This is a genomic window from Micromonospora sp. NPDC005173 (genome assembly GCF_040608515.1).
GTDB lineage: Bacteria > Actinomycetota > Actinomycetes > Mycobacteriales > Micromonosporaceae > Micromonospora.
Map to the genome: position 1 here is coordinate 100,199 of NZ_JBEXIK010000003.1, position 25,889 is coordinate 126,087.

The following is a 25,889-nucleotide window of genomic DNA, read 5'->3' on the forward strand; positions in this document are numbered from 1 at the left end:
GAGTGAGACCCATGTCGTCAACCGGTCGAGGACAACCCGACACCGGGTTGGTCGTCGCGGCCCGACAGGGCGACCAGCGCGCTCTCAATGACGTCGTAGCGGCCTCCCTCCCGTTGGTCTACAACATCGTCGGCCGGGCGCTCCGCGGCCACGCCGACGTCGACGACGTGGTCCAGGAGACATTGGTACGGGTGGTCCGGCACCTGCCCGCGCTCAACGACCCGGCAGCCTTCCGGTCCTGGCTGGTGGCGATCACCATCCGTCAGGTGCGTGACTGGGAACAGCGCCGACGGGTCGCACTCAACCGCGACGCCGGGCTCGATGCGATCCACAACGTGCCCGACCCGGCCTCCGACTTCGCGGCGATCACCATCCTCCGGCTCGGTCTCACCGACCAACGACGCGAGGTCGCCGAGGCGACCCGCTGGCTCGACCCGGACGACCAGGAACTGCTGTCGCTCTGGTGGCTGGAGGAGACCGGCGTGCTCGCGCGGACCGAGGTCGCCGACGCGCTCGCGCTCTCCCCAGGCCACGTCGCCGTGCGGATCCACCGGATGAAGGAACAGATCCAGAGTGCGCGGGCCGTCGTCCGCGCGCTACGGACCCGCCCCGGCTGCCCGGACCTGCGGGCCGCGGCCGTCGGGTGGGACGGCACTCCCAATCCACTGTGGCGCAAACGACTGGCCCGGCACGTCCGGGACTGCGCGTCCTGCGGGCGCCTGGGCACCAGCCTGGTGCCGATCGACCGGCTGCTCGCCGGTCTGTCGCTGCTGCCGCTGCCGGCCAGCCTCAGCGCCCACTTCCCGAGCGCGGCCCTTCCCCCGGCCGCCTCGCAGGCCGTCGGGTACCACCCCCCGGACCCGACGGCCGGGCACACCGCCGGGACGACCCCACCCGGCGGTGTGCCCACCGACGTCGGCAGCGGACAGGGCATCGCCAACCTGGCGGTGAACCGGCCCCGCGGCCTGCTTCCGGCGCTTGTCGGTGGCGCCGCAGCCGTCATCCTCGCCCTCACCGCGTTGGTGGTGATCCGACCGGACGATCCGCCCGCACCCTCGTGGGCCGTCCCGCCCGCCGTGACACCCGCCGCCGTCCCATCCCCGAGCGGCGCGCCGTCACCGAGTGCGCGACCGTCGTCGAGGGCACCGGCCGCACCGGCGGTCAGTTCGACGAGGAAGGGCGTCGGGGTGTGGAACTTCGCCGGGGTCAGCCAGGCGTTGGCGAACTCGAAGGCCGGCTGGTACTACACCTGGGGCACCCAACACCCAGGTATCAGCACTCCGCAGGGTGCGACGTTCGTACCGATGATCCGTGGCGCCGAGAATGTGACCGCCGCAGATCTGGCCCGGGCCAGGGCGGCCGGGCCGTACCTGCTCACGTTCAACGAACCGGACCTGCCCGAGCAGGCGAACATGACCGTCGAGCGGGCGCTGGACCTGTGGCCGCAGTTGATGGCGACCGGCAGCAGGCTGGGCAGCCCGGCGGTCGCCTGGGGCGGGGCCGACCCGCAGGGCTGGCTCGACAGGTTCATGACCGGCGCGACCTCCCGCGGTCACCGGGTCGACTTCATCACCCTGCACTGGTTCGGTGCCGAGTTCACCACCGCCACTGCGGTGAACCAGCTCAAGCAGTACCTGCAGGCCGTGTACCAGCGGTACAAGAAGCCGATCTGGCTGACCGAGTTCGCGCTGATCCGCTTCGACGGCGGACGCCAGCAGTTTCCCAGTCAGGAGCAACAGGCGGCCTTCCTCACCGCGGCCACCAGCATGCTGGGCCAACTCTCCTACGTGCAGCGCTACGCCTGGTTCGGCCTACCCGCCACCGACAAGGACCGGTCCGGGCTGTTCAGCGACGGCACCGAGGCGACCCTGGTCGGACGCGCGTTCCAGGCCGCCCGCTGAGCAGCCGACGGTCAGGCCGACGTCGGGTGGTTCGACTCGAACCGGGCGCGCGTCAGGAACGCGAGTTGGGCATGCTTGTCCGGCATGTCGATCTCGGACCCGTAGGTGAAGCCCTCGCTCTCCAGCCGGCGTAGCGCGAGGTGGTTGCGGACGTCCGGCTCGACCACGATCCGCTGGGCAGCGGGGTCACGGAACAGGAAGCGGGCGAGGGCGGGGCCGACGGCGCTGGTGATGCCCTGGGCGAGGCGCCGGTCAGGGCTGAGCAGCAGGTGCATCCCGACATCCCCAGGCTGCACCGGGTAGCGCTCGCCGACCGGGTCCGCCTCGGGCTGATAGGTCTGGAAGAGGCCGACCGGTTCCGCGTCGATCATGATCAGGTACGCGTGGTGCGTCGGCAGACTGTCGACGAACGCGTATATCTCGCGTACCTCTTCCAAGGTGTGCGACCCCATGCCCCAGAAAGAGTTGCGGGGCCGGGTCACCCAACTGTGCAGCAGTTCGGCGTGCCGGTCGGGTTGCACGGTTACCAACGACAACTCGCCGAGGCCCGAGATCTTCTCCTGGTATGTCATGAGGCGCCGTCCCTTGCTGCGGAGTGGTGAGTGGCTCATCGGTACGTGGCACCGAGGCGAGAGGAATGCATGTTCCGTCGGGCGCTCAACTTAGGTTACCCTGCCCTAACGAAGGCTGACCTTACTTGGAGGGTGCGTGAAACGGAACTGGGAGGCCCTGGTCCTCAAGGCCATGGGAGGCCGGGACTTTCGGTTGACCGTGCTGGGCACCGAGTCGGTCGAAGGGCACTACCAGCGGCTGCTCCTGGACGGGGGCGGCCTGCTGGAGGCGTGCGGGGTTCACCCCACCATGTGGATCCGGCTGTGGTTCGACAACGACGGCCGTGCGCACCAGCGTGCCTACACGTTGGTGGACCCGGACCCGGCCACCGGCCGATTCAGCCTCGAATTCGCCATCCACGACGGCTGCGCCGCCCGCTGGGCCACCACGGCGCAGGTCGGCGACACCATCGGCGCCACCGTCCAGGGCAGCGCCTACCAACTGCCCGACCCCGCGCCCGAGCACCTCTACCTCGTCGGCGACGCGGCATCCCTGGCCGCGGTGAACAGCCTGCTCGACGCCGGCGCCGACATCCCGGCGACGGTCTGGCTGGAGTACGCCCACGAGGGTGAGAAGGCACTCGCGCCACGGGCTCGGGCGCACCACGACGTCACCTGGGTGCCCCGGCGCGACGCGGGTCAACACCTGGTCGACACGGTCTGCGCCACCCTGCCGGCCAGCGATACCGCCCACTACTGGGTGGCCTGCGAGGCGGCCAGCACCCGCGGCATCATCCGGCACATCCGCCGTACCCTGGGCGTCGACAAGAGCCAGCTGATCTCCCTCGGCTACTGGAAAGCCGCGAAGGCCGTGGCGTGACCCCCGCTGGCCGACGCGGAGCGGTCGTCGACACGTCGACGAACACCCACGCGGCGGGTCAACCGACCGCCGCGCTCACGGCATCGACCCGGTTGCCCCACCGGTGGCTCATCCTGGCCGTGCTCTGCGTCGCCCAACTCGTCGTGGTGCTGGACAACACGGTGCTGACCGTGGCGGTGCCGGTGCTCACGACCGAGCTGGGCGCCAGCACCGCCGATGTGCAATGGATGATCAACGCGTACGCGCTGGTGCTGTCGGGTCTGCTGCTCACCGCCGGCAGCGCCGCGGACCGGTACGGGCGCCGCCGGATGTTGCTCGCCGGGCTCGTCCTGTTCGGACTCGGCTCGCTCGCCGCCGGGCTCGCCACCACCAGCGGGCAGTTGATCGCCGCCCGGGCCGGAATGGGCGTCGGCGGTGCGCTGCTGGCCACCTCCACCCTCGCGATCGCCATGCAGGTCTTCGACGGCGCCGAGCGGTCCCGGGCGATCGGCATCTGGGCCGCCACCAGCGCGTTGGGCTTCGCCGTCGGGCCACCGATCGGTGGCACCATCCTCGCCCACCTGCCGTGGGGCGCGATCTTCCTGATGAACGTCCCCATCGTGCTGGTCTGCCTTGTCGCCGGCCGTGCGCTGATACCCGAGTCCCGCGGCCCGGCCGGTGGCCGCCTCGACGTGGTCGGCGCGGCGCTCTCCACCGCCGGACTGACCGGGGTCGTCTGGTCCATCATCTCCGGGCCGGACCGGGGGTGGGCGTCGCCCGAGGTGCTCGGCACGGCAGCCGTCGGCGTGCTCCTGCTCGGGCTCTTCGTCCGCTGGGAGCGGCGGATCGCCGATCCCATGCTGGACATGCACTTCTTTCGGGACCGGCGCTTCGTCGGCGCGGTCTCCGGGGTCGTCCTGATCACGTTCGGGGCCACCGGCGCGCTGTTCCTGCTCACCCAGCACCTGCAGTTCGTCCGCGGCTACCCCGCCTGGGAGGCGGGCCTGCGGATGGCACCCTTCGCCCTGTCCATCGTGCTGCTCAACGTCAGCGGCGTCGCCGCCGCCCTGATCCGTCGGCTCGGCCTGGCGGCCGCCATCGCCGTCGGCATGACGCTGCTCGCGGGTGGCCTCGCGGTGATCACCCTCGTCCCCTCCGACGGCTACGGGCTGCTGCTGGGTGGGCTGCTCATCATGGGCGTCGGCTGCGCGCTGGCCAACCCGGCGATCGTCGAGGCGGTGATGAGCGCGATCCCGGCGGAGAAGGCCGGTGCCGGTGCCGGCGTCGACGGCACCATGACCGAGGTCGGCAGCAGCCTCGGCATCGCGGTGCTGGGCGCCGTGCTGAACGCCCGGTTCGCCGCCCTGCTGCCCGCCGCCCTGGCCGGCGCCGGGTCGTTCCCCGCAGCGCTCGCCGCTGCCGGCGAGGGGCCGGAGCGGGAGGCCGTCACCGTCGCCTTCGCCTCGGCGCTGGAGACCGGGCAGACGGTGGGCGCTGCCGCTGTGCTTGTCGGTGGCCTGGTCGCCGCCGGGCTGCTGCACCGGGCGCAGCGATCGGAGTCCGTGCGCCCCGGGCCAGCCGATCCGGCCGTTGGCAGATAGTCAGGACAAGCCACTTACATCCCGACAATAAGGGTAGGCTACCCTAATCACGACGATCGTCGCCCTCGACGGAGGCCGTATGCGGCTGTACATCACCGCGCTCAACCCCACCGACGCCGTCCTGGAAGGTTTCCTACCAGCGGCGGCCGCACTCGAACTGCCGGTCACCGTGCTGACCGACCGGCCCGAGCAGTGGCCGGCCGAGGTGCCGGTGGCGCGGTGTGCGATCCGGGACGCGGCAGCGGTGGTCGCGGCGACAGCAGGGGACCGGCCGGCGGCGCTACTGTCCAACAGCGACCACCTTCAGGAGGTCACCGCGATCGCCGCCCGCAAGCTCGGCCTGCCCGGCAAGGATCCCGACGCCGCCCGGCTCTGCAAGGACAAGGCCGCCACCCGCCGGGCGATCGAGGCTGCCGGGCTCGACCTGGTCCGCGCCGTCGCCGTCGACCCTGGTGTCCCACCCGCCGCGCCGGGCGAGATGTTCCCAGCGGTGGTCAAACCCCGCGAGGGGGTGGCCAGCGAGGACGCCTACCTGGTGGCCGATGATCGAGAGCTGGACGCCCGGGTCGCCGAGATCCGCGGCCGGCGGCCGGATGTGGCACTGGTGGTCGAGGAGTACCTCGCCGGGGAGCTGCGGACACATGACACTCTCGGCGACGGTACGGCGCTGGCTGTCCTCGGCGGGTGGCGCACCCACCTCGGCCCGCCACCGACCTTCACCGAGGAGAGCCTCGACTGGTCGCCCCCGGCGGAGCAGATCAGCACCCAGCTTCGGGCGTGCCTCGACGCGCTCGGTGTCGGCCTGGGCGCCTGCCACACCGAGTACGTCGTCCAGGACAGCCGGGTCCGGCTGATCGAGGTGAACTACCGCCTCATCGGCGACCGGATGGACCTGATCCTCGCCGAACTGCTCGGCGTGCCGCTGTTCGAGTACGTCATCCGGCTGCACCTCGGCGAGCCGCTGGCCGCCCTCGACCTGCCCGCCACCGTCGACCGGTACGCCCGGGTCGAGTACGTCTGCGCGGACCGGTCGGGCCGGCTCACCGCCGCACCCGGCCCACTGGACACGGTCCACGGCGAGGTCCGGTTGGGCTGCCGACCCCTGCGCGAGCTGGGCCGGATCGCGAATCGTACCGGCACGAACCGCGACTACCTCGCCGCGCTGCACGCGATCGGCCCCGACCAGGACACCGTCCGGGAGTCGCTGGCCGCCTTCCACCAAGGGTTGCAGTGGACGATCGTCGAGTGAGCGACGACTGCGAGCGGGAGGTGTTCGTCCGGGTGCTCGACGCCCTGCTGCGCGAGGACCACCTCGGTCTGCTCAGCCGAGGCCGGCCGGACGGCCCCGACAGGTGGGAGGTGCCGCACGGTGCCGGGCTGCTGCGGATACCGGTCCGCGCTGGCGGCTTCCAGCAGGCCCTGCGCAGCGCCGCACCGATGGTGCACGTCGTCGTGGACGGAGACACCCGCCGGACGGACACCGTGGAGGGGCTGCTGACGTTGCTCGCTCCGCACGACGACCCGGAGGCCGAGGCAGGCTGGCGGGACTTCGGAGCCGAGTGTCGCGCCGACCTGCGGGCGCGACGGCTCGTCACCGCTGCTCGGTCACGGGTGCTCGCCGAGGTGGCCGCCGAGCGCCCGATCACCCCCACGGGTATGCCGGCGGCGCTCCTGGACGACGTACTCGCCGCGCACCACGGTCATCCGGTCTACCCCACCGACCGCTCCCGTCCGGGGCTCAGCGACGACGAACTGCTCCGCTACGCCCCCGAACACGCGCCGCGTTTCCGGCTGAGTTGGTACGCCGCCTCCGCCGAACAGGTGCGGCTCACCGGCGATCTCCCGCCATGGTGGCCGCGGGCACAGCGCCCGGATCAGCTGCTGATGCCGGTGCATCCGCTCATCGCGGCACGCGACGCGCTACCGGTGGCGGACCTGCCGACGTTCTCCGCGCGGCCCACCCTCTCCATGCGGACGGTGGCGCTCGACCATGACCCGTACGTTCACCTGAAGTTGCCGCTGCCGACAGCGAGCCTCGGCGCCCGCAACCGGCGGACACTGGACCCGGGCTCGCTCGCCGACGGCGCGGCGGTCGCCGGGCTGCTAGACCGGATCGCCAGCGCGGAACCAGCCTTTACCGGCCGGATCCGGCACGCCGACGAGAGCACCTACGCACACGTCGACGGCGACGAGCGCCGCAGTTTCCTGCTGCGCCGCTTTCCGCGCGACCTGACCGGCGTGCACGTGGTGCCGGTCGCAGCCCTCGCCGCACCCGACCCGGTCGCGGGCACCGTCCTCGAACGGATCAGCGCCGGGCAGCCCGAGAGGGTGCTCGGGTCCTACCTGGACCTCCTGCTCGACTGGCATGTCTGCCTCTGGCTACGCCACGGGGTGGCCCTTGAGGCGCACCCGCAGAACATCCACCTGCTGGTGCACCCCGACGGGTCGATCGGCCTGCTCTACAAGGACAACGACGGCGCCCGACTGGACCTCCGGCATCGCGGTCCCGGCGGGCTCCCGCTGCGGGACGACCGGATGTGGGCGCGCGATCCGCAGGAGCTCGCCGACGTGTTCATCACCATCACCCTGCACCTGGCCGCGGCGGCACCCCTGATCGCCCTGGCCGCCCGAGGCCTGCCCGTGCCGTCACCGGCCGCCGCGCTGGCACCCCGGCTGGCCGCAGCCCGCGACCGTTGGGGCGACGGGCCGGCGGTGCGATCCTTCACCGAGGGGGTTCTCCAGGCGGCCCGACTACCCATCAAGGCGATGCTCACCGCCGGCACCCTGCTGCCCAAGCAGCGGCTGGGCTGCGCCGACATCAACAAGTACTACCGGCGCACCGGCCCGAACTACCTACAGGAGACACGATGACGAGCGCACAGTTGCGCTCCCGGCCGGGCGTCGACACCAGCCAGCGCGCCGACCTTGCCACCGCCCACACCGTGTTCGGCTGTCTGCTGCGGGAGATCGCCCTGCCCGACGGCGACACCACCGTGGCTGGCGGTGCCGCGCGTCTGCTGCTACGGCACCTCGACGTGACGCTGCGCTGCGCCGTCGCGCGAACCTCCCCGCTCGGCGCGCACCGCTACGCCGGCCCGGTGCAGCGGATGGCCGACGACGGCAGGTGGGAGGACCTGGACGCGGACGGGTTGGCCACGCTGGTCGCGGCGGAACTCGCCGCCCGTACCGGCCTGGTGAACGACGAGTTCGTCGGGCAGGTCCGGGCCAGCCGCGACACGGTGGCCCGGCTGCTGGCCGAGCGCCCGGCACAGGACCCCACTCCCACCGGCGAGCCGGCCATCGACGCGTACGTCGACTCCGAACAGTCGCTGGTCTTCGGCCACCCGCACCATCCGGCGCCGAAGTGGCGCAGCGGTGATCCGGACACCTGGCGGGGGTACGCGCCGGAGCTGCGTACCGCGTTCCGACTGCACTGGCTCGCCGTGCCGGACGACCTCGTCGCCGGCGCCGGGCCGTTCGACCCGCTGATCGCCGCCCTCGACCCGCCGCGGCCCCCGGCCGGGCACCGGGTGCTGCCGGTACACCCCTGGCAACTGTCGCTGATCCCGCCAGCGCATCCCCGGCTGCGTCACCTGGGTGCGTCCGGTGTTCCGGTACGGCCGACGGCGAGCGTCCGCACCCTCTACGCCCCCGAGGCCGACCTGTTCGTCAAGACCAGCCTGCACGTCCGGATCACCAACTGCCTGCGCAAGAACGCGCGGTACGAGCTCACCGGCGCGGTCACCCTGACCGACCTGCTGGCCCGGGTGCCGATGCCGGCCGGGGTCGGGCTGCTCGCCGAGCCCGCCTACCGCACGGTCGACGTCCCGGGCGCGGACGAGGCGTACGGGACGATCCTGCGCACCGGCCTGCGCCCGCACCTGCGACCCGGGGACACTCCGATCCTCGCGGCGGCGCTGGCCGCCGCGCCGCTGGCGGTACCGGATCCGGTGGCCTGGTGGCGGGCGTACATCGGGCTGCTGGTGCCGGCGGTGCTGCGCTGCTGGCTCAGCGACGGCGTCGTGCACGAGGCACACCTGCAGAACGTGGTCGTGGTGCTCGACCGGGAGCGCCGTCCGGTACGGATGCTGCTGCGGGACCTGGAGGGGGTGAAGCTGGACACCGACCGGTGGGTCACCTGGCCGGACGGCGTCCCACCGCAGGCCGGCTACGGTCCGCGGGCCGCTCGCCGCCGAATCGTCTACTGCCTGTTCGTCAACCACCTGGCCGGCGTCTGCGGTGCGCTCGCCGACGCGCAGCCGGGGATCGAACGGTCGCTGTGGCAGGAGCTACGTGCGGTCGTCGCGGCGGTGGCCGCCGACCTCGGCGAGCCGCCCGAGCTGCGCGGGCTGCTGAACGGGGAGCCGCTGGTGGCCAAGGCGAACCTGCTGGTCCGGTGGCGACGCGACGCCGACCGGGCCGCGCCGTTCGTGCCGGTGCCGAACCCGATGGGCGGGCCACGGTGACCCGACCGGTCTACGTCCACGACCTCGACGGGCTGGCCGCGCACGCCCGATCCATCCGGGCCGCGCTGCCACGGCGGGTGGAGCTGCTCTACGCGGTCAAGGCGAACCCGGATCCGGGCGTGCTGCGTACCCTGGCTCCGGTTGTCGACGGGTTCGAGGCCGCCAGCCGCGGCGAGCTGCGGAGACTGTCCGAGGTGCTGCCGGGGCAGGAGCCGGCCGCGTACGCCGGGCCCGGCAAGACCGAAGAGGACCTCGCCGCCGCTCTCGCCGCCGGGGTGCACCGCATCCACGTCGAGTCGCCGGCCGAGCTACGGCGTCTCGGCGCACTGGCTGCCGCCTCCGGCAGGTCGGCCCAGGTGCTGCTGCGGGTGAACCTGCCGGTGGATGCGCCCGGGGCGAGCCTGGTCATGGGCGGCGGACCCAGCCCGTTCGGCATGGACCCGGCCGACGCGGTGGAGTGTGCCCGCCGCCCGCCCGCCGGCATCGAGGTACGCGGAATCCACGCCCACCTGGCCAGCGGGCTGGACGCCCCGCTCGCCGGCGAGGTCGCCGCCGCCGTGGTCCGCTGGTCCGTCGCCGAGATCGATGCCGCCGAGGTCGACGTCGGCGGCGGCATGGCCGTCGACTACGCCGACCCGACGGCACGGTTCGACTGGGAGAGCTACGGCCAGGCACTGGCGAAGGTCGTCGACGCGTACCCGCACCTGCGGCTGCGCATCGAGCCGGGCCGGTCGGTCACCGCCTACTGCGGGGCGTACCTCACCGAGGTGATCGACGTGAAACGCTCCTACGGCGAGTGGTTCGTGGTGGTGACCGGCGGCACTCACCACCTGCGCACACCCGTGGCAAAGGGTCACCCGCAGCCGTTCGGCGTGCACCGGCGACGGGACGTCGACGTTCCACGGACCGACGGAGGGCCGGTCACCGTGGTCGGGCAACTCTGCACCCCGAAGGACGTGCTGTCCCGCTCGGCCACCGCGGGGCCGATCGGCGTGGGGGACGTGCTGGCCTTCGCCATGGCCGGGGCGTATGCCTGGAACATCAGTCACCGCGACTTCCTGCTGCACGAGCCGCCGCTGTTCCGGACCGGTGACCCAGATGAACTCGCCGCCGACTGGGCGGCCCGACCGCTGGGGTCGTGACCCCGGCAGGTGCTGGATGCCGGTGGGCCGTCGGAGCGCAGCGCGCCCCGACGGCCCGTGGTCGTCAGTTGCCGTCAGCCGTTGTCGATCAGGCTGGCGATCTCGTTGTAGATGAGGTGTGCCTTCGCGCCCTGGTTCGACGGGCAACCGCCGAGGTGGTGCAGGGCGATCACCCGGTGGCTGGCGTTCAGCACCGGCGAGCCCGAGTTGCCGCCAGAGGTGTCACAGCTGTAGCTGATGTTCCAGGTGTTGTAGTTCGCGTTCTTGACGGTGCAGTTCGCGCCGTTCTGGGTGTCCTCGAAGATCGACAGTCGCTTCGGGCTGCCGTCACCGTGCCCCGGGACGTACATCCTCGTGCCGGTCGTGGTGGCGGTCGTCGCCAGGTACAGGGTGCCGAAGGTCTGGATGTTGGTGAAGTTGTTCACCGAGTACAGGGTGTAGTCGAGTTGGTTGGAGCCGCCGCTGCTCACCTTGTAGAGGGTGGCGCCACTGACCTTGGTGCCGGCGCCGGGATTCGAGCCGCCACAGGTGGCGCACTGGTAGTTGAACTGCATCTCGCTGCCGCTGACTGCGGACTGCGTCGAGAAGCAGTGCTTGTTCGTCAGCATGCGGTTGGTGTTGCCCACCCGCCAGGTGGTGCACATTCCACCGCCGCTGATCAGCAGCCGCGCCACCGCCCTGCCCTTGGCGTACTCGTTGGGGTGGCTGGTCTGGTAGCAGACCACGTCGCGGCGGGCGTCGGTGCTGCAGACGGACTGCGTGGAGAAGTTGTGCTGCGTGATCTCCGTTGGGTCGTAGCCGCGCCAGAACCGGTCGATGGTCGCGGCGCTGCTGCGGGAGGTGCGGCTGCTGTGCACCGTCACCACCGCGGTGTCGCCGTCCACCGACATCGCCCAGAAGCCCGGTTGTCCGTCGGTGGTGTAGTCCGCGCCGGTCTTCCGGTTCAGGTAGCGGTCGTACCGGTAGCTCTCCCGGCCGTCGGGGCTCGACACGGTCACGTACTCGCCGTCAGCCAGTCGCAGCGAGCTGAAGTGCACCTTGACGTACGACGCGCCGGGGTGCCGGATGATCTGCGTCCCGCCGTCCTCAGCGTAGGACAGCGAGCCGTTGATGGTGCGAAGCTCACCGACCGTGGTGACGCCCTCGGCCGAGAACTGATCCGATTCGGGTGCCCGCTCGGACTGCGGTGCGAGAGGTTGAACCGAGTACGCCTCGGCGGCGGGTACCGACAGCAAGCTCAGCCCGAGTGTGCAGGCACCGAGCGAGACGGCCACCGTTCGTAGGCGTCGCAGGGCATGTTTCATCGTCGCTCCTCCCCAGGAACCAGCACCCAGACGTGCTTGCAGCCTTCATACCGGAACCCAGATAAACATGCAAATCTATCTATGTCCCGGGTCTTCGGCTTCAGCTCTTGCCCCGGGGCGCACCCTCTTCGCCGTCGTCCATGCGGCGATCCCCGGCTGGCTGAACGTTGAGGAGTACGAGGAGTACGAGGAGGACGAGGACGGCCTGTCCGAATTCCAGACCCGCCTGGCGCGTGACCTGCCACACCGCCGGGAGCTCTACGCCCTGGCCCGCCGTCTCTGGCCGGACGCGACCTACGCCGCGTTCCGGTTCGGCGGCTACACCCGGGGCATCGGTGAGTTGTACACCGACCACCTCTACAGCACTCCCGAGTTGATGATGGCTCTGGAGAACCTCGAGGCCCGGCAGGGGGCCGGCGACCTCGTCATTCCGCCGGAGCAGAAGGACTTCAAGCTGGAGGAGGAGTTGCACCGGGTCATGCGCGAGTGGGTGCCGCTCGTTCAGTTCGATCCCGGCGATGACGTCTACATCGGCCGGTTCCTGATCCGCGTCGACGACCTGGCCGCTCGCCGATTCGACCAGGCCGTCTCCTGGACGGCCTTCACGGAATAGGCGGTCCAGGAGTCTCGCTGGGCAGGCCCATGGTCCGTGGCGGCGCGTCTTGTCAGGCAGCGAGGTGAGGGTCAACGATCATGGTCGTTGACCCGTCTGGTGCGGTCGTCGGTCGGGGCGGTTCGCCGGGTCGGCGCAGGTCAACGTGGGTCAGTCCCTGCCAACGCGGGTCAACCCGCAGGTCGTTACACTGACCACTCGCGCCCCCGTAGCTCAGGGGATAGAGCATCGGTTTCCTAAACCGTGTGTCGCAGGTTCGAATCCTGCCGGGGGCACCAGGTCACACCCTTGAGCGTGCCTCCGGCGGGGATCTCCGGCCCCGGGGATGGCAGGCGCAAGCGGCGGCTGGCTGCATCATCGTCGCTCGGGAATCCCGGTTGCTATATAGGTCCTGATGATTACCTTTGGTGCATGAACTTGCCTGGCAACGAGCTCGCCCAGCCAGAGGGCTGCCTCTTCTGCGCCATCGTGCGCGGTGAATTGGAAGCAAGCCTTGTCCATCAGGATGACGAGATCATCGCATTCATGGACCTGCACCCCGTGACTTCGGGGCATCTGCTCGTCGTGCCACGCCTGCACGCCGTCGGCTTGGAAGACCTGCCCGAGGATGTTGGTGGACGGATGTGGACGCAGGCGCATCGGCTCGCCAGAGCGCTCCGCCGTTCCACGCTGCTGTGCGAGGGGGTAAACATGTTCCTCGCCGACGGAAAAGCTGCATTCCAGGAGATCTTCCATGTGCACCTGCACGTGTTCCCGCGCTTCGCCGGTGACACATTCCGTATCGACGCGGACTGGCGGCGCAGGGAGCGCGTCGAGCTGGAAACGACAGCAGCTGCCGTTCGCGAGGGGATGACCGCCGCTCAGGTGGCGGCTCGGCCATCCCCGGGCCAGCCGCCAAGCGCAGGCGTTTAGGGCATCCCTGTCGGTTGGCCAGCGGCACCGGCAGGTCGTTCCTCAAGTCCGGCATGCGCGTCGTTTGTTCATTCGGTCAGGTTCCCCGACCTTCAGCAAGGCCCGCCCGACGGTCTCGTGCGCAGGTGCTTGTCCCCCGTGCGAGCTACCCGCAAGTGTCCACCGCACGGTGACGATTCCTGACCGGCGACTCCATAGCGTTTGACGTGGCCGCTGCGCTCCAGCCGCGGACCTCGTTGAAGGAGTCGTCATGCGTTTGTTGAAGCAGCTTGTGGCCGTTGTGGCGGTCACCTTCATCGGCAGCCAGGCCATCGCCGCGGTGGAGGGGAACGCCTGGCTCACCCTGGCCCTGGGTGTGTTGACGGCGGTGGCCGCGATCCTCGTCTACGCGTGGGTGGTACGGCGTACCGAACGCCGTGCGGTCACGGAGGTGGCTCGGGCCGGAGCCGGCGCTCGGATCACCCGAGGGGTGCTGATCGGGTTCGGGATGTTCGCGGCAGTGATCGTCAACATCGCCTTCGTCGGCGACTACCACGTCAACGGCCTGGGCTCGGTGACAGGCGCGGTCGCGCTGCTCGGGTTCATGGCCGCCGCCGCCACGACCGAGGAGCTGATCTTCCGCGGCGTCCTGTTCCGCGTCGTCGAGGAACGCATGGGCACCTGGATCGCGCTGTTGCTGACCGGCGTGGTGTTCGGCCTGATGCACCTGCTCAACCCGGACGCCAGCCTGTGGGGCGCGATCGCCATCGCAGTCGAGGCCGGTTTCATGCTCGCCGCCTGCTACGCCGCCACCCGCAACCTGTGGGTGCCGATCGGCCTGCACTTCGGCTGGAACTTCGCCGCCGGCGGCATCTTCAGCGTCGTGGTCTCCGGCAACGGCCAGTCCGAGGGCCTGCTGGACACCACGATGTCGGGCCCGACCCTGCTCACCGGCGGCGACTTCGGGCCGGAGGGAAGCCTCTACACAGTGGCGGCGGGTGTGGCGCTGACCCTGGTGTTCATGTGGCTGGCCCACCGCCGCGGTCACCTCGTCCCGCGTCACCGTCGCGCGGTCGGCGTCCAGCCGGCGACCGCTACGGTTTCCTGATGGTCGGCCTTCGGATGGTCCCGGACTCGTGGCGGCGGTGGGACGTCACGGTCCGGGATCTCCCGTTGGCGCTGCTGCTCGCCCTCGCGTCGGTGGTGCCGGCGCTACACAACCACGGTACGCAGCTCGGCGACCTGCCGGGGCGTCCCTTCGACGCGCTGACCGTCGTGGTGCTCGCCCTGGAGTGCCTCCCGCTCGCCATCCGTCGGCGCTGGCCGGCCCTCTGCCTCGCCCTGGTGTCGGTCGGCTTCGCGATCGACCAGCTCCGCGGCTATCACACGGTCGCGGGCTCCGCGCTGGCCATCGCGCTGCTGAGCGCGGGGGCCCACCTGGAACGTCGTCGGCGCACCACCATGGTCCTGGCCTCCGCCGCGTACGTGGCGCTGGCCGTCGCGCTCGACCGGCACGGGTCGACCGAAGGCGTGACCGGGTTCGTCACGTTCTACCTGGCGGCGGCCCTGGCGTGGGGCATCGGAGCCTGGCTGCGGCAGTCCCGGGCCGTCGAGGCCGAACGCCGCCGCGACGTCGCCCTGACCGCCCGCGCCGCCGAACGCACCCGGATCGCCAGCGAACTCCACGACATCGTGACCCACCACGTGACGGCGATGGTCGTGCAGGCCGAGGCTGCGCGCTACCTGACCGCCGCCCCCGAACGCCTCGACACGGCCCTGACCGCCATCACCGACACCGGCCGGCGGGCCATCACCGACCTGCGCCATCTGCTCGACCTGCTCAACCCCGACCACACCATCGATCCGCGTACGCCGTCCGTCGGCGAGCTCCACGCCCTCGTGGAGCAGACCCGGCAGGGCCGGGCAGCCGGTGGAGTTCACCGAGGAGGGCAGCCCCGCGGACACGACCGGCGGTGCCGAGGTAGCGGCCTACCGAGTCGTGCAGGAGGCGCTGACGAACGCCCTCAAGTACGCCCACGGCAGCCGCACCACTGTTCACGTGCACCATGGCGAGAGGGAGACCACTGTGGAGGTCAGCACCGAAGGCTCGGGCTCGTACGCCGGGGCCCCCGGCGGGAGCGGACGCGGCCTCGCGGGGCTCAGCGAACGGGTCGGCGTGCTCGGTGGCGAGTTCAGCGCAGGACGGCGGGCGGACGGCGGCTTCGTCGTGCAGGCCCGGATTCCTACCGGGAGCCCGTCATGACGGCGCCGATCCGGGTGCTGGTCTGCGACGACCAGGCGCTGATCCGTACCGGCTTCGCGACCATCATCGATGCTCAGCCCGACCTCGAGGTGGTGGGCGAGTGCGGGGACGGGCGCGCTGCGGTCGACCTCTCCGGCCGGCTGCATCCGGACGTGGTCGTGATGGACGTACGGATGCCGGTACTCGACGGCATCAAGGCAACCCGCCTGCTGGCCGGTGCCGGAGTGGCGCAACCCGTCAAGGTGCTCGTGGTGACGACGTTCAACCTCGACGAGTACGTGTACGAGGCGCTGCGCGCGGGAGCAAGCGGGTTCCTGCTCAAGGACGCCCCTCCGGCCCAGTTGCTGCACGGTATCCGCACCGTCGCGACCGGTGCCGCGCTGCTGGCGCCCGAGGTGACCCGGCAACTCGTGGGCAGGTACGCGGCACGGATCCGTCCCGCTGAGGGCACGCCGGACGACGTTGGGCTGACCCCGCGCGAACTGGAGGTGTTGCGTCTCATCGCCAACGGCCTGTCCAACGGCGAGATCGCCGCGACCCTGGTGATCAGCCAGGAAACCGTCAAGACGTACGTGTCACGCATCCTCACCAAGCTCGACCTGCGTGACCGCGTGCAGGCGGTGGTCTACGCCTACCGTGCTGGCCTGGTGACCTGAGGGAGCGCCGTCGGTGAGATCCGACGACGCTCCCTTTCGCTACCGCGATCAGGCCTGTTGAGCGCGGTGAGCCAGACGTGCTGGCCCGGTCAGAGGAACTTGTACATCTCCTCGGACGCTTCCTCGACCTCGCCGGCGGGCGGCGCCGACACCGAGACGGACTTGCCGAAGTCGCTCATCTTCATGTCGGTGACGAGATCACCCAGGGTCTTCGTGGCGACGGTGTAGGACAGTGCGGTGAGCCGGCCCTCGCCGTCGACGGTCGCTTCGAACGGGATCGCCTTGGGGTCCTTCGCCAGTTTGGCGGACGACTCGATGCCCTCGCGCATTCCGCCATCCGTGCTGGCGGCGGCGGCCGCCTTCTCCAGGTCAGCGGTGCCCTTGTAGGTGCCGGCGCCAGTCGACTCGGCGGTTACGATGCCGCCGATGATGCCGGTCTGCGACTTGAGGTCGAAGGACTGGCGCAGCGCGCTGGTGGGCCGGAGCTTGGTGAGGTCGACCTTCATCCACGGCTTCTTGCCTTCGCCCGACTCGGACTTGATGTAGGCGGTGTCGCCGATCAGCCGGGCCTCGATCGGCTCCGGGGCGTTACCGGTGACCTGGATCGTCTTGGTGGCAGGGTCCATCTTTCCGCTGAGAGTGATGGACTGGCCGCCGGCCTTCACGGCGGCGTCCATGGTGACCGGGCCGGAGAGACTGCGGTCCATCGCCTGCTGGATGGCTGCGACCGGGTCGGCCGCGGACGTTGCGGGAACGGGTGAGGTGTTCTGCGCGGTGTCGCCGGAGTCGGTGCCGCAGCCAGCCATGAGGGCGGCGGCGAGGGCGATCGAAATGGCAGGGATCAGTCGACGCATAGACGTGACCCTAACGGGCGACCGCTACCCCATTTCCGCGAGCATGGCGCCTGCGTGACGCTGTAACGAGAATCCGTGGAAATGCGCTGCGCCTCGCGGGCCGCCCGTATTCCCGCCGCTGGGAATAGGCTCCGACGTATCGATGGCCAGCACCACAGGCCCGTGCCTGGTCGGACGCGGATCGAGGGGGCCGCGTCCGGCGTCGGCACGGGTCACCGTTGGACTCGTCGGAGGACGTCGTGCGTCGTGCCGCGGTGGCGGCCGGCGGGACCATCGCCGGCCGCCACCGCGGGTCAGACCGCCGGTAGCTGCTCGGCTCGGGTGAGCACCTGGTCGATCAGGCCGTACTCGCGGGCCTGCTCGGCGGTGAACCAGCGGTCCCGGTCCCAGTCCCGCTGGATCTCGTCCAGCGTCCGTCCACTGTGCTGGGCAATCAGCTCCTGCATGGTCCGCTTTACGTGCAGCATGTTCTCGGCCTGGATGGTGATGTCCGAGGCGGTGCCGCCCATTCCGCCGGAGGGCTGGTGCATCATGATCCGCGAGTGTGGCAGCGCGTACCGCTTGCCGGCCGTGCCGGCGCAGAGCAGGAACTGCCCCATCGAGCCGGCGAACCCCAGCGCCAGCGTGGCCACGTCGTTGCGGACGTAGCGCATCGTGTCGTAGACCGCCATCCCCGCGCTCACCGAGCCGCCCGGCGAGTTGATGTAGAGGTAGATGTCCCGATCGGCGTCCTCGGCGGCGAGCAGCAGGATCTGCGCACAGATCTGGTTGGCCGATTCCTCGGTCACCTCGGTGCCGAGGAAGACGATCCGCTCGCGCAGCAGCCGCTCGAAGACCTGGTCACCGAAGGACGGCTGCCCGCCGTCCAGCATTCGCACGCCGTACCCGATCATTCGCCGCCGCCTTCCGCCGTGCCGGCGGGCGGCGGACCGCCCGGTGGACCGGCTCTTCCAGCGTGCGTGCGGCGGCGGTGGCGGGACCAGGGATTCTGCCAGTGGCAGATCCGCCGATGGCAGAACCGGCGCGGCCTACGCGGCGGTCAGCCGCCGCGCGCCCGCCCTGGCCCGCGCGCAGCCCAGCAGGGCGGCGGTACGCGGACCGGGGCGCGAGCCACCGGCGGAGGCCATCGGGCGGACGCACAGTGTCGGCCCGGCCGCCCCCGGTGCCCGGTGCAGAATCGGCCCGGCGGTGCGTGGGCCGACTCGCAGGGTGTGGTTGCCGGCGTCGCGTCGGGCCACCTCGACCCGTTCCAGCCGGGTCAACACGGCCCGTGGCGCGGTCGGGATGCGCGGCTCGACCTGGCGCAGGTCGTCGCGGGCTTCCTCGAGCAGGTCGGAGAGGCGGATGCCGAGCGCCCGGCAGATCGCGGCAAGCACCTCCGACGAGGCTTCCTTGCGGCCCCGCTCGACCTCGGAGAGGTAGGGCACGGAGACCCCGGCCGCTGCGGCCACCTGGCGGAGCGTGCGGCCCTGGCGCTGGCGGAGCCGGCGCAGCACCCCGCCGATCACTCGTCGCAGCAATGACATGCGGGCCTCGCTTTCGCGGTCGTCGTGCGGGGAACACCCCCATCATGCCCGTTCCCGGCCGTCCGGGCCGACCCGTGCGGGCCCGCGCCGCCACTTTGGCGCGGGCCCGGGGCCTCATCGGCGCAGGTGGGTGTGCCAGGCCGCCGGCTCCGGCACCAGCGTGACCGCGCGGAACAGAGCCCGGGTGCCGCCGCTGGGCAGCAGCGCGCGGTCGTCGATCGTCACGGTCGCCCCGTTCACGTCGTAGACCGTCAGCGACTCGTCGCCGTCCTGCCCGCCGAACCGCGCCGGATGCCCGTCGAACGTGGTGTTCGGGTTTACGAACGCCTTGTCAGCGGGATCGGTGACGTGGCGGTATCGGGAGGCGCTTACAGTCAACGTGCGAGCCCGCTGCCAGCTGGGCTCGGCGGTGGCTGGCTCCGGCGACCAGGTGGTCGAGGCGTACCAGGACGCAGGTTCTTCCAGCGACTCGAACACCTCGACAGTGATCACCCGCAGGTTGGCCGGTACGCCCGCCACCGTCGCCGGCATCGGGACTGGGTCGTTGCCGAACCGCAGCGACTCAGCCACCCGCGCGGCGGCGCCCCGCGCGTCCGGTCCGGCCCCGACCACCCGGGCCTGTGCCCAGCCGTCCGGGGCGTACCGCCAGCGCAGGATTGCCTCCGGCCGCTCCGCGCCGCTGTACGCGACGAAGCTGCTGGCCGCGCCGTTCAACTCGGGTCCGTCGCTGGTGCCGATCGCGGTGGCCGGCTCCCCGCTGTCCCGTTGCGGCGCCGGCGGCTCCACCCCCGCCGGGTAGAGCGTGACGGAGACGCCCTGCCACGCGTCGCCGTTTTGGCTGCTGGTCGCGCCGAGGTACACGCCGGGTCCGGCGAGCAGCAGCCCGGCCTGGTACTGGAGGTCGCGGATCCCGTCCGGCAGCCAGCCGAACCGCACGTACACCCGCCCGGGGTCGACCGTGGTCAACGCGGCCGGCAGGCCGGTCGCTCTCTCCTTCCCCGCGTCGCCGGGCGACATCGTGGCCGGCGGGCGGTCCGGGGTCAGCAGGTCGGGCACGGTCAGCGTGCCCACGGTCAGCGCCGCCGCGAGCAGCACCGCGCCGGTGCCGCGGGCCGCGCGACGCTGACGGCGCGCGGTGCTCATCGCCCCTTCCACGTCGAGCACCCGGGAGGGTGTTTCCGCCGATTCGACCTCGGCGAGCATCAGGTCGGCCATCTGGCGTTCGTCCAGCATCTCGTCGCTCCTCTCAGTTTCCGGTGAGGCTGGGGGTGAGCAGGGCGCGCAGGGTGGCCAGACCCTTGGCGGCCTGGCTCTTCACGGTGCCGGCCGAACAGCCCATGGCCTGCGCTGTCTCCTCGACGCTGAGGTCCTGGAAGTACCGCAGCACCAGCACGGCGCGCTGCCGGGGCGGGACCCGGCGCAGCGCCCCGACAAGGGTGATCCGGTCCGTGGGGTCGGCGGCGGCGGTCGGCCGTTCGGGCAACGCGGCCCCGAGCCGTACCCGGGACCAGCGCAGGCGTCGCTCGTCGATCAGCCGCCGTAGCAGCATGGTGCGCACCAGAGCGTCCAGGTGGTCGGCGCGGCGGGCTCGCGCCCAGGTGCGATACAGGTCGGTGAGGACCCGTTGCAGGATGTCGTCGCCCCGGTCCCAGTCCCCGCTCATCAGGTACGCGGTCCGTCGCCACTGGACCATCCGGGCCCGGACGTACTCGGTGTACTCGTCGTCGGCCCCGCCGCCGCGTTCGCCGCTTCTCGTCACGAGGGTCGTGCCCCCTCCGTCTGCCGGCCTCGACCGGTTCGTCGCTGTCGGCTGGTAGTCGGGTCCGGCGCCGTGGTCGGTTGCCCGGTCGGCGACCCGGGGGTGCGGACCGCGCCGTAACCGCTATGTTGTGGGCGTGCAGGCGACGGTGGTGGAGCAGGTTCGACGGTGATCCATTTTCCCGCGCAGCGCCGGGGCCCGCTGAGTGCGCTGAGCCTCCGACTGGCCGCCGCCCTGGGTCTGGTCTTCTCAGTGGTCGCCGCGGTCTACCTGGACCGGGACGGCTACCGCGACGTCAACGAGGATGGCCTCACCCTGCTCGACTGCTTCTATTACGCGGTCGTCTCGCTCTCCACCACGGGCTACGGTGACATCACTCCTGCCGCGCCGTCGGCCCGGCTGGTCAACGTCCTCTTCGTCACCCCGGCCCGGGTGCTTTTCCTGATCATCCTGGTCGGCACCACCCTGGAAGTCCTGACCGAGCAGTACCGGACCGGCCGTCGCCTGTCGCGGTGGAGGAGAACCGTGAAGGACCACGTCATCATCTGCGGCTACGGCACCAAGGGCCGCAGCGCGGTCTCCGCCCTGGTGGAGAACGGTCTGGACCGGTCGAGGATCGTGGTGGTGGAGCGCAGCGGCCCCGCCCTGCGGCAGGCCACCTCCGCCGGGCTGGTCGCCATCGAGGGCTCGGCGACCCGGTCGTCCGTACTGGAGGAGGCGCACGTCCGGACGGCGAAGGCCGTGATCATCGCGACCGACAGTGACGATGCCTCGGTGTTGGTGGCACTGACCGTCCGCCAGGTCACCGCCGGGCAGGTACGGATCATCGCGGCGGCCCGGGAGGCGGAGAACGCCCCGCTGCTCAAGCAGAGCGGCGCGCACCACGTGATCGTCTCCTCGGCCACCGCCGGTCGGCTGCTCGGCCTGTCCACCTCGGCGCCGCCGCTGATCGACGTGGTGGAGGACCTGCTCACCCCGGGTCAGGGAATGGCGCTGGCGATGCGCTCGGCGGAGCGGGACGAGGTGGGTCGCTCACCGCGCGAGCTGGAGTCGTTGGTGATCGCCCTGGTCCGCCGGGGCAAGGTGGTCACCCTGGCCGACCGGGCAGGCGCCGTGATCGAAACCGGCGACATGCTGGTGCACGTCCGCGACGACCGCCCTCAGTCCGCCTCGGCGGTCTGAGCCGCCCCGGCGGGGTCAGCAGTTGTCGGCGGCCGACTCGTCCGGGTAGATCGCTGCACCGCAGGTGACCGTCCCGCTGGTGGCCTGCCGGAGCAGCAGGTAGAGCCTCTCCCGATCGTCGGGCTCCAGCGCCCCCAACACGTCGTCCTCGGCGCTCACGAGGGCACATTCGGCCTCGTTGAGGCGTTTCGCCCCGTCGTCCGTGAGCTCGACGACGTGCCGGCGACGGTCCTCGGGTGAGCGGCGACGCTCGATCAGCTGCATCGCCTCCAGATCGTTCAGCAGCCCGACGATGTTGGTGCTGTCCATCTCCAGGGTGCTGGCGAGCGCCTGTTGGCTGATTCCGCCGCCGTCCCGCAGCACGGTGAGCGCGACCAGATGCCGCGGCCGTAGGCCCAGCGGCGCCAGCACCGACTCCGACCGCAGTCGCATCCGCCGGGCCAGGTGGTCCAGCAGCGCGCCCGAGCGGTGCTGGGGGTCGAGCTGCATGGCGGACATGTGACCCAGTCTACCGAGCTGATGAAACATCTGCCTGCTATAAATAGTTGGTGCTACACAGACGATCCTTGGAGGAGGAATAATGCATCTGTTGCATATCGATTCGAGCATCCGAGGCGATTGGTCGGTCAGCCGGCGGCTCACCGCCCGCGCCGTCGCCACCTGGCGTGCCGCCCACCCGGACGGCACTGTGACCTACCGGGACCTGGGCGCCGAGCCGCTGCCGCACCTGGACGCGGCGGGTGGCCTGGCCCGGATGACGCCACCGGACCAGCACACCCCGGCGCAGCGCGACTCCTGGGAGCTCAGCGAGCGCGTGGTCCGTGAGGTGCAGCAGGCCGACGTGGTGCTGCTCGGGCTGCCGCTCTACAACTACGGCGCGCCCAGCAGCGTGAAGGCCTGGGTCGACCACCTGATCGTGCCCGGGTTGGCCTATGACCCGGTGACCCAGAAGGGGCTGCTCGGCGGGCGAGAGTTCGTCGTGCTCGCCACCCGTGGTGGCGGCTACGGCGAGGGCACGCCCCGCAACGGCTGGGACCACGCCGAGCCGTGGCTCCCGCACGGCCTGTCGCAGACCGGCCTGGAGCCGCGCTTCATCGCCACCGAACTGACCCTCGCCCCCGCGGTCCCGGCGATGGCCGAACTCATCCCGCTGCACGAGGCGAGCCTCGCGGCGACCGAGAAGGAGATCGACAACCTCTGGCTGCCGGCCTCCACCCAGCGCTGAGCAGAGCCGATACGACGAGAGCGGCCGCCCCCACCAGGGGACGGCCGCTCTCTCGTCAGGTCGTACGGGTCAGAGGATCGTCCAGGTGTCGCCGCTGCCCAGCAGGCCGGCGAGCTGCTGCTCGGGGGTCTCGGTGACCTTCGCCTTGGCGGCGGCGAGCTGGCTCTGCACCACGCTGTCGTAGGACGGCCGGTCCACGTTGCGGAACACCCCGATCGGGGTGTTGCGCAGGTCCAGGCCGGGCAGCCGGGACAGCGCGAAGGCGTACGCCGGGTCGGCCACCGTCGCGTCGTGCACGACGATTTCCTCCGGGCGGACCGAGCTGGTGTCCCGGACCTCCAGGCCGAACCCGCCGGGCGGGTGTACGACGCAGAACCGCCCGTCGGTGCCGAAGGTGATCGGCTGCCCGTGCTCCAGGCGAATCAGGTAGTCGTCCCGGGTGGACGGGTCCTTGAGCTGGTCGAACGCCCCATCGTTGAAGATGTTGCAGTTCTGGTAGATCTCCACGAACGCCGAGCCCTCGTGCTCGGCGGCGGCCCGCAGCACCGACTGCAGATGCTTGCGGTCGGAGTCGATGGTCCGGCCGACGAAGCTGGCCTCCGCGCCGAGGGCGAGGGAGAGCGGGTTGAACGGGGCGTCCGCCGAGCCGGACGGAGTGGACTTGGTGATCTTCCCGACCTCGGAGGTCGGCGAATACTGCCCCTTGGTCAGCCCGTAGATCCGGTTGTTGAACAGCAGGATCTTGAGGTTGACGTTCCGCCGCAGCGCGTGGATCAGGTGGTTGCCGCCGATGGAGAGCGCATCACCGTCACCGGTGACCACCCAGACCGAGAGGTCCGGCCGGGACACCGACAGGCCGGTGGCGATCGCCGGGGCGCGGCCGTGGATCGAGTGCATCCCGTACGTGTTCATGTAGTACGGGAAGCGGGACGAGCAGCCGATCCCGGAGACGAAGACAGTTCGTTCCCGGGGGATGTTCAGCTCCGGCATGAACTGCTGGATCGCCGCCAGGATGGCGTAGTCGCCGCAGCCGGGGCACCAGCGCACTTCCTGGTCGGACTTGAAGTCCTTGGCGGTGAGCTTGAGCGCGACGGACTCAGACATTCTTCAGCACCTCTTCCAGCGTCGTCTCCAGCTCGGCGGACGTGAACGGCAGGCCCCGGACCTGGTTGTAGCTGATCGCGTCGACCAGGTAGCGGGCCCGGATGACGTGCGCCAGCTGGCCCAGGTTCATCTCCGGAATGACCACGCGGTCGTAGGAGCGCAGCACCTCGCCGAGGTTGGCCGGCATCGGCGCCAGGTGCCGCAGGTGCGCCTGGGCGACGGACAGGCCCCGCTGGCGCAGCCCACGGCAGGCCGCGCCGATCGGCCCGTACGTCGAGCCCCAGCCGAGCACCAGCACCCGGGCGTCGCCGTCCGGGTCCTCCACCTCGATGTCCGGCACCGGGATGGTCTCGATCCGGGCTGCCCTCGTACGCACCATGAAGTCGTGGTTGGCCGGATCGTAGGAGATGTCCCCGGTCTTGTCGGCCTTCTCCAGCCCGCCGATCCGGTGCTCCAGCCCTGCGGTGCCCGGGATCGCCCACGGCCGGGCCAGGGTCTCCGGGTCGCGCAGGTACGGCAGGAAGGTGGTGCCGTCCTCGCCGTTGGGCTTGGTGGCGAACTCCACCCGCAGGTCGGGGAGCGACTCGACGTCGGGCAGCAGCCACGGCTCCGAGCCGTTGGCGACGTAGTTGTCCGACAGGAGGATCACCGGGGTGCGGTAGGTCAGCGCGATCCGGGCGGCCTCCAGCGCGGCGAAGAAGCAGTCCGACGGCGATCTGGGCGCGATCACGGCGATCGGCGCCTCGCCGTGCCGGCCGTAGAGCGCGATGTTGAGGTCGGCCTGCTCGGTCTTGGTCGGCAGGCCGGTCGACGGGCCGGCGCGCTGCACGTCCACGATCACCAGCGGCAGCTCCAGCGCCACCGCGAGGGAGATCGTCTCGCTCTTGAGCGCCACGCCGGGGCCGCTGGTGGTGGTCACCCCGAGCGACCCGCCGTACGACGCGCCCAGTGCGGCGCCGACCGCGGCGATCTCGTCCTCCGCCTGCATGGTGAGCACGCCGAAGCGCTTGTGCTTGCTCAGCTCGTGCAGGATGTCCGAGGCCGGCGTGATCGGGTACGCGCCGAGGAAGACCGGCAGCCCGGAGCGGACTCCGGCAGCGACCAGACCCAGCGAGAGTGCGGCGTTGCCGGTGATGTTGCGGTAGGTGCCCGGCTTCATCTTCGCCGGCTTGACCTCGTAGCGGACCGCGAAGTCCTCGGTGGTCTCGCCGAAGTTCCAACCGGCCTTGAAGGCGGCCACGTTCGCCGCGACCAACTCCGGGCGGGCCGCGAACTTGCGCTCCAGGAAGCGCAGCGTCGACTCGTACGGCCGGGAGTACATCCAGGAGAGCAGGCCGAGGGCGAACATGTTCTTCGACCGCTCGGCGTCCTTCTTGGACACCTCGTGGGCGGCGAGCGCGCCGACCGTCATCGAGGTCAGTGCCACCGGGTGCACGACGTAGCCGGCCAGCGACTCGTCGTCGAGCGGGCTGGTCTGGTAGCCGACCTTGGCCAGGTTGCGCCTGGTGAACTCGTCGGTGTTGACGATGATGTCCGCGCCGCGCGGCAGGTCGGCCAGGTTGGCCTTGAGCGCCGCGGGGTTCATCGCCACCAGCACGTTGGGCGCGTCGCCCGGGGTGAGGATGTCGTAGTCGGCGAAGTGCACCTGGAAGCTCGACACGCCGGGCAGGGTGCCGGCGGGAGCCCGGATCTCGGCGGGGAAGTTGGGCAGCGTGGAGATGTCGTTGCCGAGCTGTGCCGTCTCCGAGGTGAACCGGTCGCCGGTCAACTGCATGCCATCGCCGGAGTCACCGGCGAACCGGATGACCACCCGGTCGAGTTGACGGATCTGCTTGGTCACGCCTGCACCTCGCTTCGCTGCGCGCGGTCGCGCGGGCGGCTGAACATGATGGTGACCTCGCCTTGCCCGGCCACGGAACCTCCTTGACGCAACGCTGCAACGCACCGCCCCAGGCTGGTCCGGTCCGCTGTCGTTCCTCACCTGAGAGCCTA

The 25,889-nt window shown here is 70.9% G+C and carries 23 protein-coding genes, 1 tRNA gene and 1 pseudogene; 15 read left to right on the forward strand and 10 right to left on the reverse strand.

All coding sequences use genetic code 11. From position 1 onward, the window contains the following. The first annotated feature begins 11 nt into the window (after positions 1 to 11). Complete coding sequence (locus ABZV00_RS05695) at positions 12 to 1,901, forward strand: sigma-70 family RNA polymerase sigma factor (protein WP_355602182.1); 1,890 nt, start codon at positions 12 to 14, stop codon at positions 1,899 to 1,901. A gap of 11 nt (positions 1,902 to 1,912) precedes the next feature. On the opposite strand, the gene ABZV00_RS05700 is transcribed toward ABZV00_RS05695, so the two are convergent. Further along, on the reverse strand, positions 1,913 to 2,473 hold the full coding sequence (locus ABZV00_RS05700; RefSeq protein ID WP_355602184.1) for a GNAT family N-acetyltransferase: 561 nt from the start codon (positions 2,471 to 2,473) through the stop codon (positions 1,913 to 1,915). 136 nt (positions 2,474 to 2,609) lie between these two features. On the opposite strand from ABZV00_RS05700, the gene ABZV00_RS05705 reads away from it, so the two are divergent. The 6 genes from ABZV00_RS05705 (at position 2,610) to ABZV00_RS05730 (ending at position 10,520) form a co-directional block, all read left to right on the forward strand. Beyond that, positions 2,610 to 3,332 carry a siderophore-interacting protein gene (locus tag ABZV00_RS05705; RefSeq protein ID WP_355602186.1) on the forward strand — a complete coding sequence of 241 codons (723 nt, stop codon included), beginning with the start codon at positions 2,610 to 2,612 and terminating at the stop codon, positions 3,330 to 3,332. 92 nt (positions 3,333 to 3,424) lie between these two features. Then, complete coding sequence (locus tag ABZV00_RS05710) at positions 3,425 to 4,912, forward strand: MFS transporter (protein ID WP_355602582.1); 1,488 nt, start codon at positions 3,425 to 3,427, stop codon at positions 4,910 to 4,912. Between the two features lie 79 nt (positions 4,913 to 4,991). After that, positions 4,992 to 6,161 carry a siderophore biosynthesis protein gene (locus ABZV00_RS05715; protein WP_355602188.1) on the forward strand — a complete coding sequence of 390 codons (1,170 nt, stop codon included), beginning with the start codon at positions 4,992 to 4,994 and terminating at the stop codon, positions 6,159 to 6,161. Next, positions 6,158 to 7,783 carry an IucA/IucC family protein gene (locus tag ABZV00_RS05720; protein ID WP_355602190.1) on the forward strand — a complete coding sequence of 542 codons (1,626 nt, stop codon included), beginning with the start codon at positions 6,158 to 6,160 and terminating at the stop codon, positions 7,781 to 7,783. The genes ABZV00_RS05715 and ABZV00_RS05720 overlap by 4 nt, the downstream gene beginning before the upstream one ends. Continuing rightward, positions 7,780 to 9,378: an IucA/IucC family protein gene (locus ABZV00_RS05725; RefSeq protein ID WP_355602192.1), complete on the forward strand. Its 1,599-nt coding sequence runs from the start codon at positions 7,780 to 7,782 to the stop codon at positions 9,376 to 9,378. The genes ABZV00_RS05720 and ABZV00_RS05725 overlap by 4 nt, the downstream gene beginning before the upstream one ends. Then, positions 9,375 to 10,520, forward strand: coding sequence for an alanine racemase (locus tag ABZV00_RS05730; RefSeq protein WP_355602194.1), 1,146 nt, complete (start codon positions 9,375 to 9,377; stop codon positions 10,518 to 10,520). Before ABZV00_RS05725 ends, ABZV00_RS05730 begins: the two co-directional genes overlap by 4 nt. A gap of 74 nt (positions 10,521 to 10,594) precedes the next feature. Here ABZV00_RS05730 and ABZV00_RS05735 read toward each other — a convergent pair whose 3' ends face one another. Beyond that, on the reverse strand, positions 10,595 to 11,824 hold the full coding sequence (locus ABZV00_RS05735; protein WP_355602196.1) for a trypsin-like peptidase domain-containing protein: 1,230 nt from the start codon (positions 11,822 to 11,824) through the stop codon (positions 10,595 to 10,597). A 67-nt stretch (positions 11,825 to 11,891) separates the two neighbouring features. On the opposite strand from ABZV00_RS05735, the gene ABZV00_RS05740 reads away from it, so the two are divergent. The 6 genes and pseudogenes from ABZV00_RS05740 to ABZV00_RS05765 all read left to right on the forward strand — a co-directional run bounded on the left by ABZV00_RS05740 (position 11,892) and on the right by ABZV00_RS05765 (position 16,247). Continuing rightward, positions 11,892 to 12,437, forward strand: a complete 546-nt coding sequence (locus ABZV00_RS05740) for a hypothetical protein (protein WP_355602198.1) — start codon at positions 11,892 to 11,894, stop codon at positions 12,435 to 12,437. A 202-nt stretch (positions 12,438 to 12,639) separates the two neighbouring features. Continuing rightward, positions 12,640 to 12,715, forward strand: a tRNA-Arg gene (locus ABZV00_RS05745). Between the two features lie 133 nt (positions 12,716 to 12,848). Beyond that, entirely contained in the window at positions 12,849 to 13,349 is a 501-nt protein-coding gene (locus tag ABZV00_RS05750) for an HIT family protein (RefSeq protein ID WP_355602200.1), read from the forward strand. A gap of 250 nt (positions 13,350 to 13,599) precedes the next feature. Beyond that, positions 13,600 to 14,436: a type II CAAX endopeptidase family protein gene (locus ABZV00_RS05755; protein WP_355602202.1), complete on the forward strand. Its 837-nt coding sequence runs from the start codon at positions 13,600 to 13,602 to the stop codon at positions 14,434 to 14,436. Further along, positions 14,436 to 15,591, forward strand: a pseudogene (locus ABZV00_RS05760) (histidine kinase). Before ABZV00_RS05755 ends, ABZV00_RS05760 begins: the two are co-directional and overlap by 1 nt. After that, entirely contained in the window at positions 15,588 to 16,247 is a 660-nt protein-coding gene (locus ABZV00_RS05765) for a response regulator transcription factor (protein WP_355602204.1), read from the forward strand. The pseudogene ABZV00_RS05760 and the gene ABZV00_RS05765 overlap by 4 nt, the downstream one beginning before the upstream one ends. Positions 16,248 to 16,336: 89 nt before the next feature. Here the strand turns inward: ABZV00_RS05765 and ABZV00_RS05770 are convergent, their stop codons facing one another. The 5 genes from ABZV00_RS05770 to ABZV00_RS05790 all read right to left on the reverse strand — a co-directional run bounded on the left by ABZV00_RS05770 (position 16,337) and on the right by ABZV00_RS05790 (position 20,386). After that, positions 16,337 to 17,101: a hypothetical protein gene (locus ABZV00_RS05770; RefSeq protein WP_355602206.1), complete on the reverse strand. Its 765-nt coding sequence runs from the start codon at positions 17,099 to 17,101 to the stop codon at positions 16,337 to 16,339. A gap of 293 nt (positions 17,102 to 17,394) precedes the next feature. Beyond that, positions 17,395 to 17,994: an ATP-dependent Clp protease proteolytic subunit gene (locus tag ABZV00_RS05775; RefSeq protein ID WP_328423145.1), complete on the reverse strand. Its 600-nt coding sequence runs from the start codon at positions 17,992 to 17,994 to the stop codon at positions 17,395 to 17,397. 135 nt (positions 17,995 to 18,129) lie between these two features. Then, entirely contained in the window at positions 18,130 to 18,627 is a 498-nt protein-coding gene (locus tag ABZV00_RS05780) for a helix-turn-helix domain-containing protein (protein WP_355602208.1), read from the reverse strand. 114 nt (positions 18,628 to 18,741) lie between these two features. Next, the gene (locus ABZV00_RS05785) at positions 18,742 to 19,860 is read right to left on the reverse strand and encodes a hypothetical protein (RefSeq protein WP_355602210.1); all 1,119 of its coding nucleotides are present in this window, start codon (positions 19,858 to 19,860) and stop codon (positions 18,742 to 18,744) included. A gap of 13 nt (positions 19,861 to 19,873) precedes the next feature. After that, positions 19,874 to 20,386, reverse strand: coding sequence for a SigE family RNA polymerase sigma factor (locus ABZV00_RS05790; RefSeq protein WP_355602212.1), 513 nt, complete (start codon positions 20,384 to 20,386; stop codon positions 19,874 to 19,876). A gap of 168 nt (positions 20,387 to 20,554) precedes the next feature. On the opposite strand from ABZV00_RS05790, the gene ABZV00_RS05795 reads away from it, so the two are divergent. Beyond that, a complete protein-coding gene (locus tag ABZV00_RS05795; protein WP_355602214.1) occupies positions 20,555 to 21,568 on the forward strand; it encodes a potassium channel family protein in 1,014 nt (337 codons plus the stop codon). A 15-nt stretch (positions 21,569 to 21,583) separates the two neighbouring features. On the opposite strand, the gene ABZV00_RS05800 is transcribed toward ABZV00_RS05795, so the two are convergent. Next, positions 21,584 to 22,066 (reverse strand): MarR family winged helix-turn-helix transcriptional regulator, encoded by a 483-nt coding sequence (locus ABZV00_RS05800; protein WP_355602216.1) that lies wholly within the window; start codon positions 22,064 to 22,066, stop codon positions 21,584 to 21,586. A gap of 82 nt (positions 22,067 to 22,148) precedes the next feature. Between ABZV00_RS05800 and ABZV00_RS05805 the strand changes: the two genes are divergently transcribed. After that, complete coding sequence (locus ABZV00_RS05805; RefSeq protein ID WP_355602218.1) at positions 22,149 to 22,793, forward strand: NAD(P)H-dependent oxidoreductase; 645 nt, start codon at positions 22,149 to 22,151, stop codon at positions 22,791 to 22,793. Positions 22,794 to 22,862: 69 nt separating this feature from the next. Here the strand turns inward: ABZV00_RS05805 and ABZV00_RS05810 are convergent, their stop codons facing one another. Beyond that, a complete protein-coding gene (locus ABZV00_RS05810; RefSeq protein ID WP_355602219.1) occupies positions 22,863 to 23,897 on the reverse strand; it encodes a 2-oxoacid:ferredoxin oxidoreductase subunit beta in 1,035 nt (344 codons plus the stop codon). Further along, entirely contained in the window at positions 23,890 to 25,737 is a 1,848-nt protein-coding gene (locus ABZV00_RS05815; protein ID WP_355602221.1) for a 2-oxoacid:acceptor oxidoreductase subunit alpha, read from the reverse strand. Before ABZV00_RS05815 ends, ABZV00_RS05810 begins: the two co-directional genes overlap by 8 nt. Positions 25,738 to 25,889 lie beyond the last annotated feature (152 nt).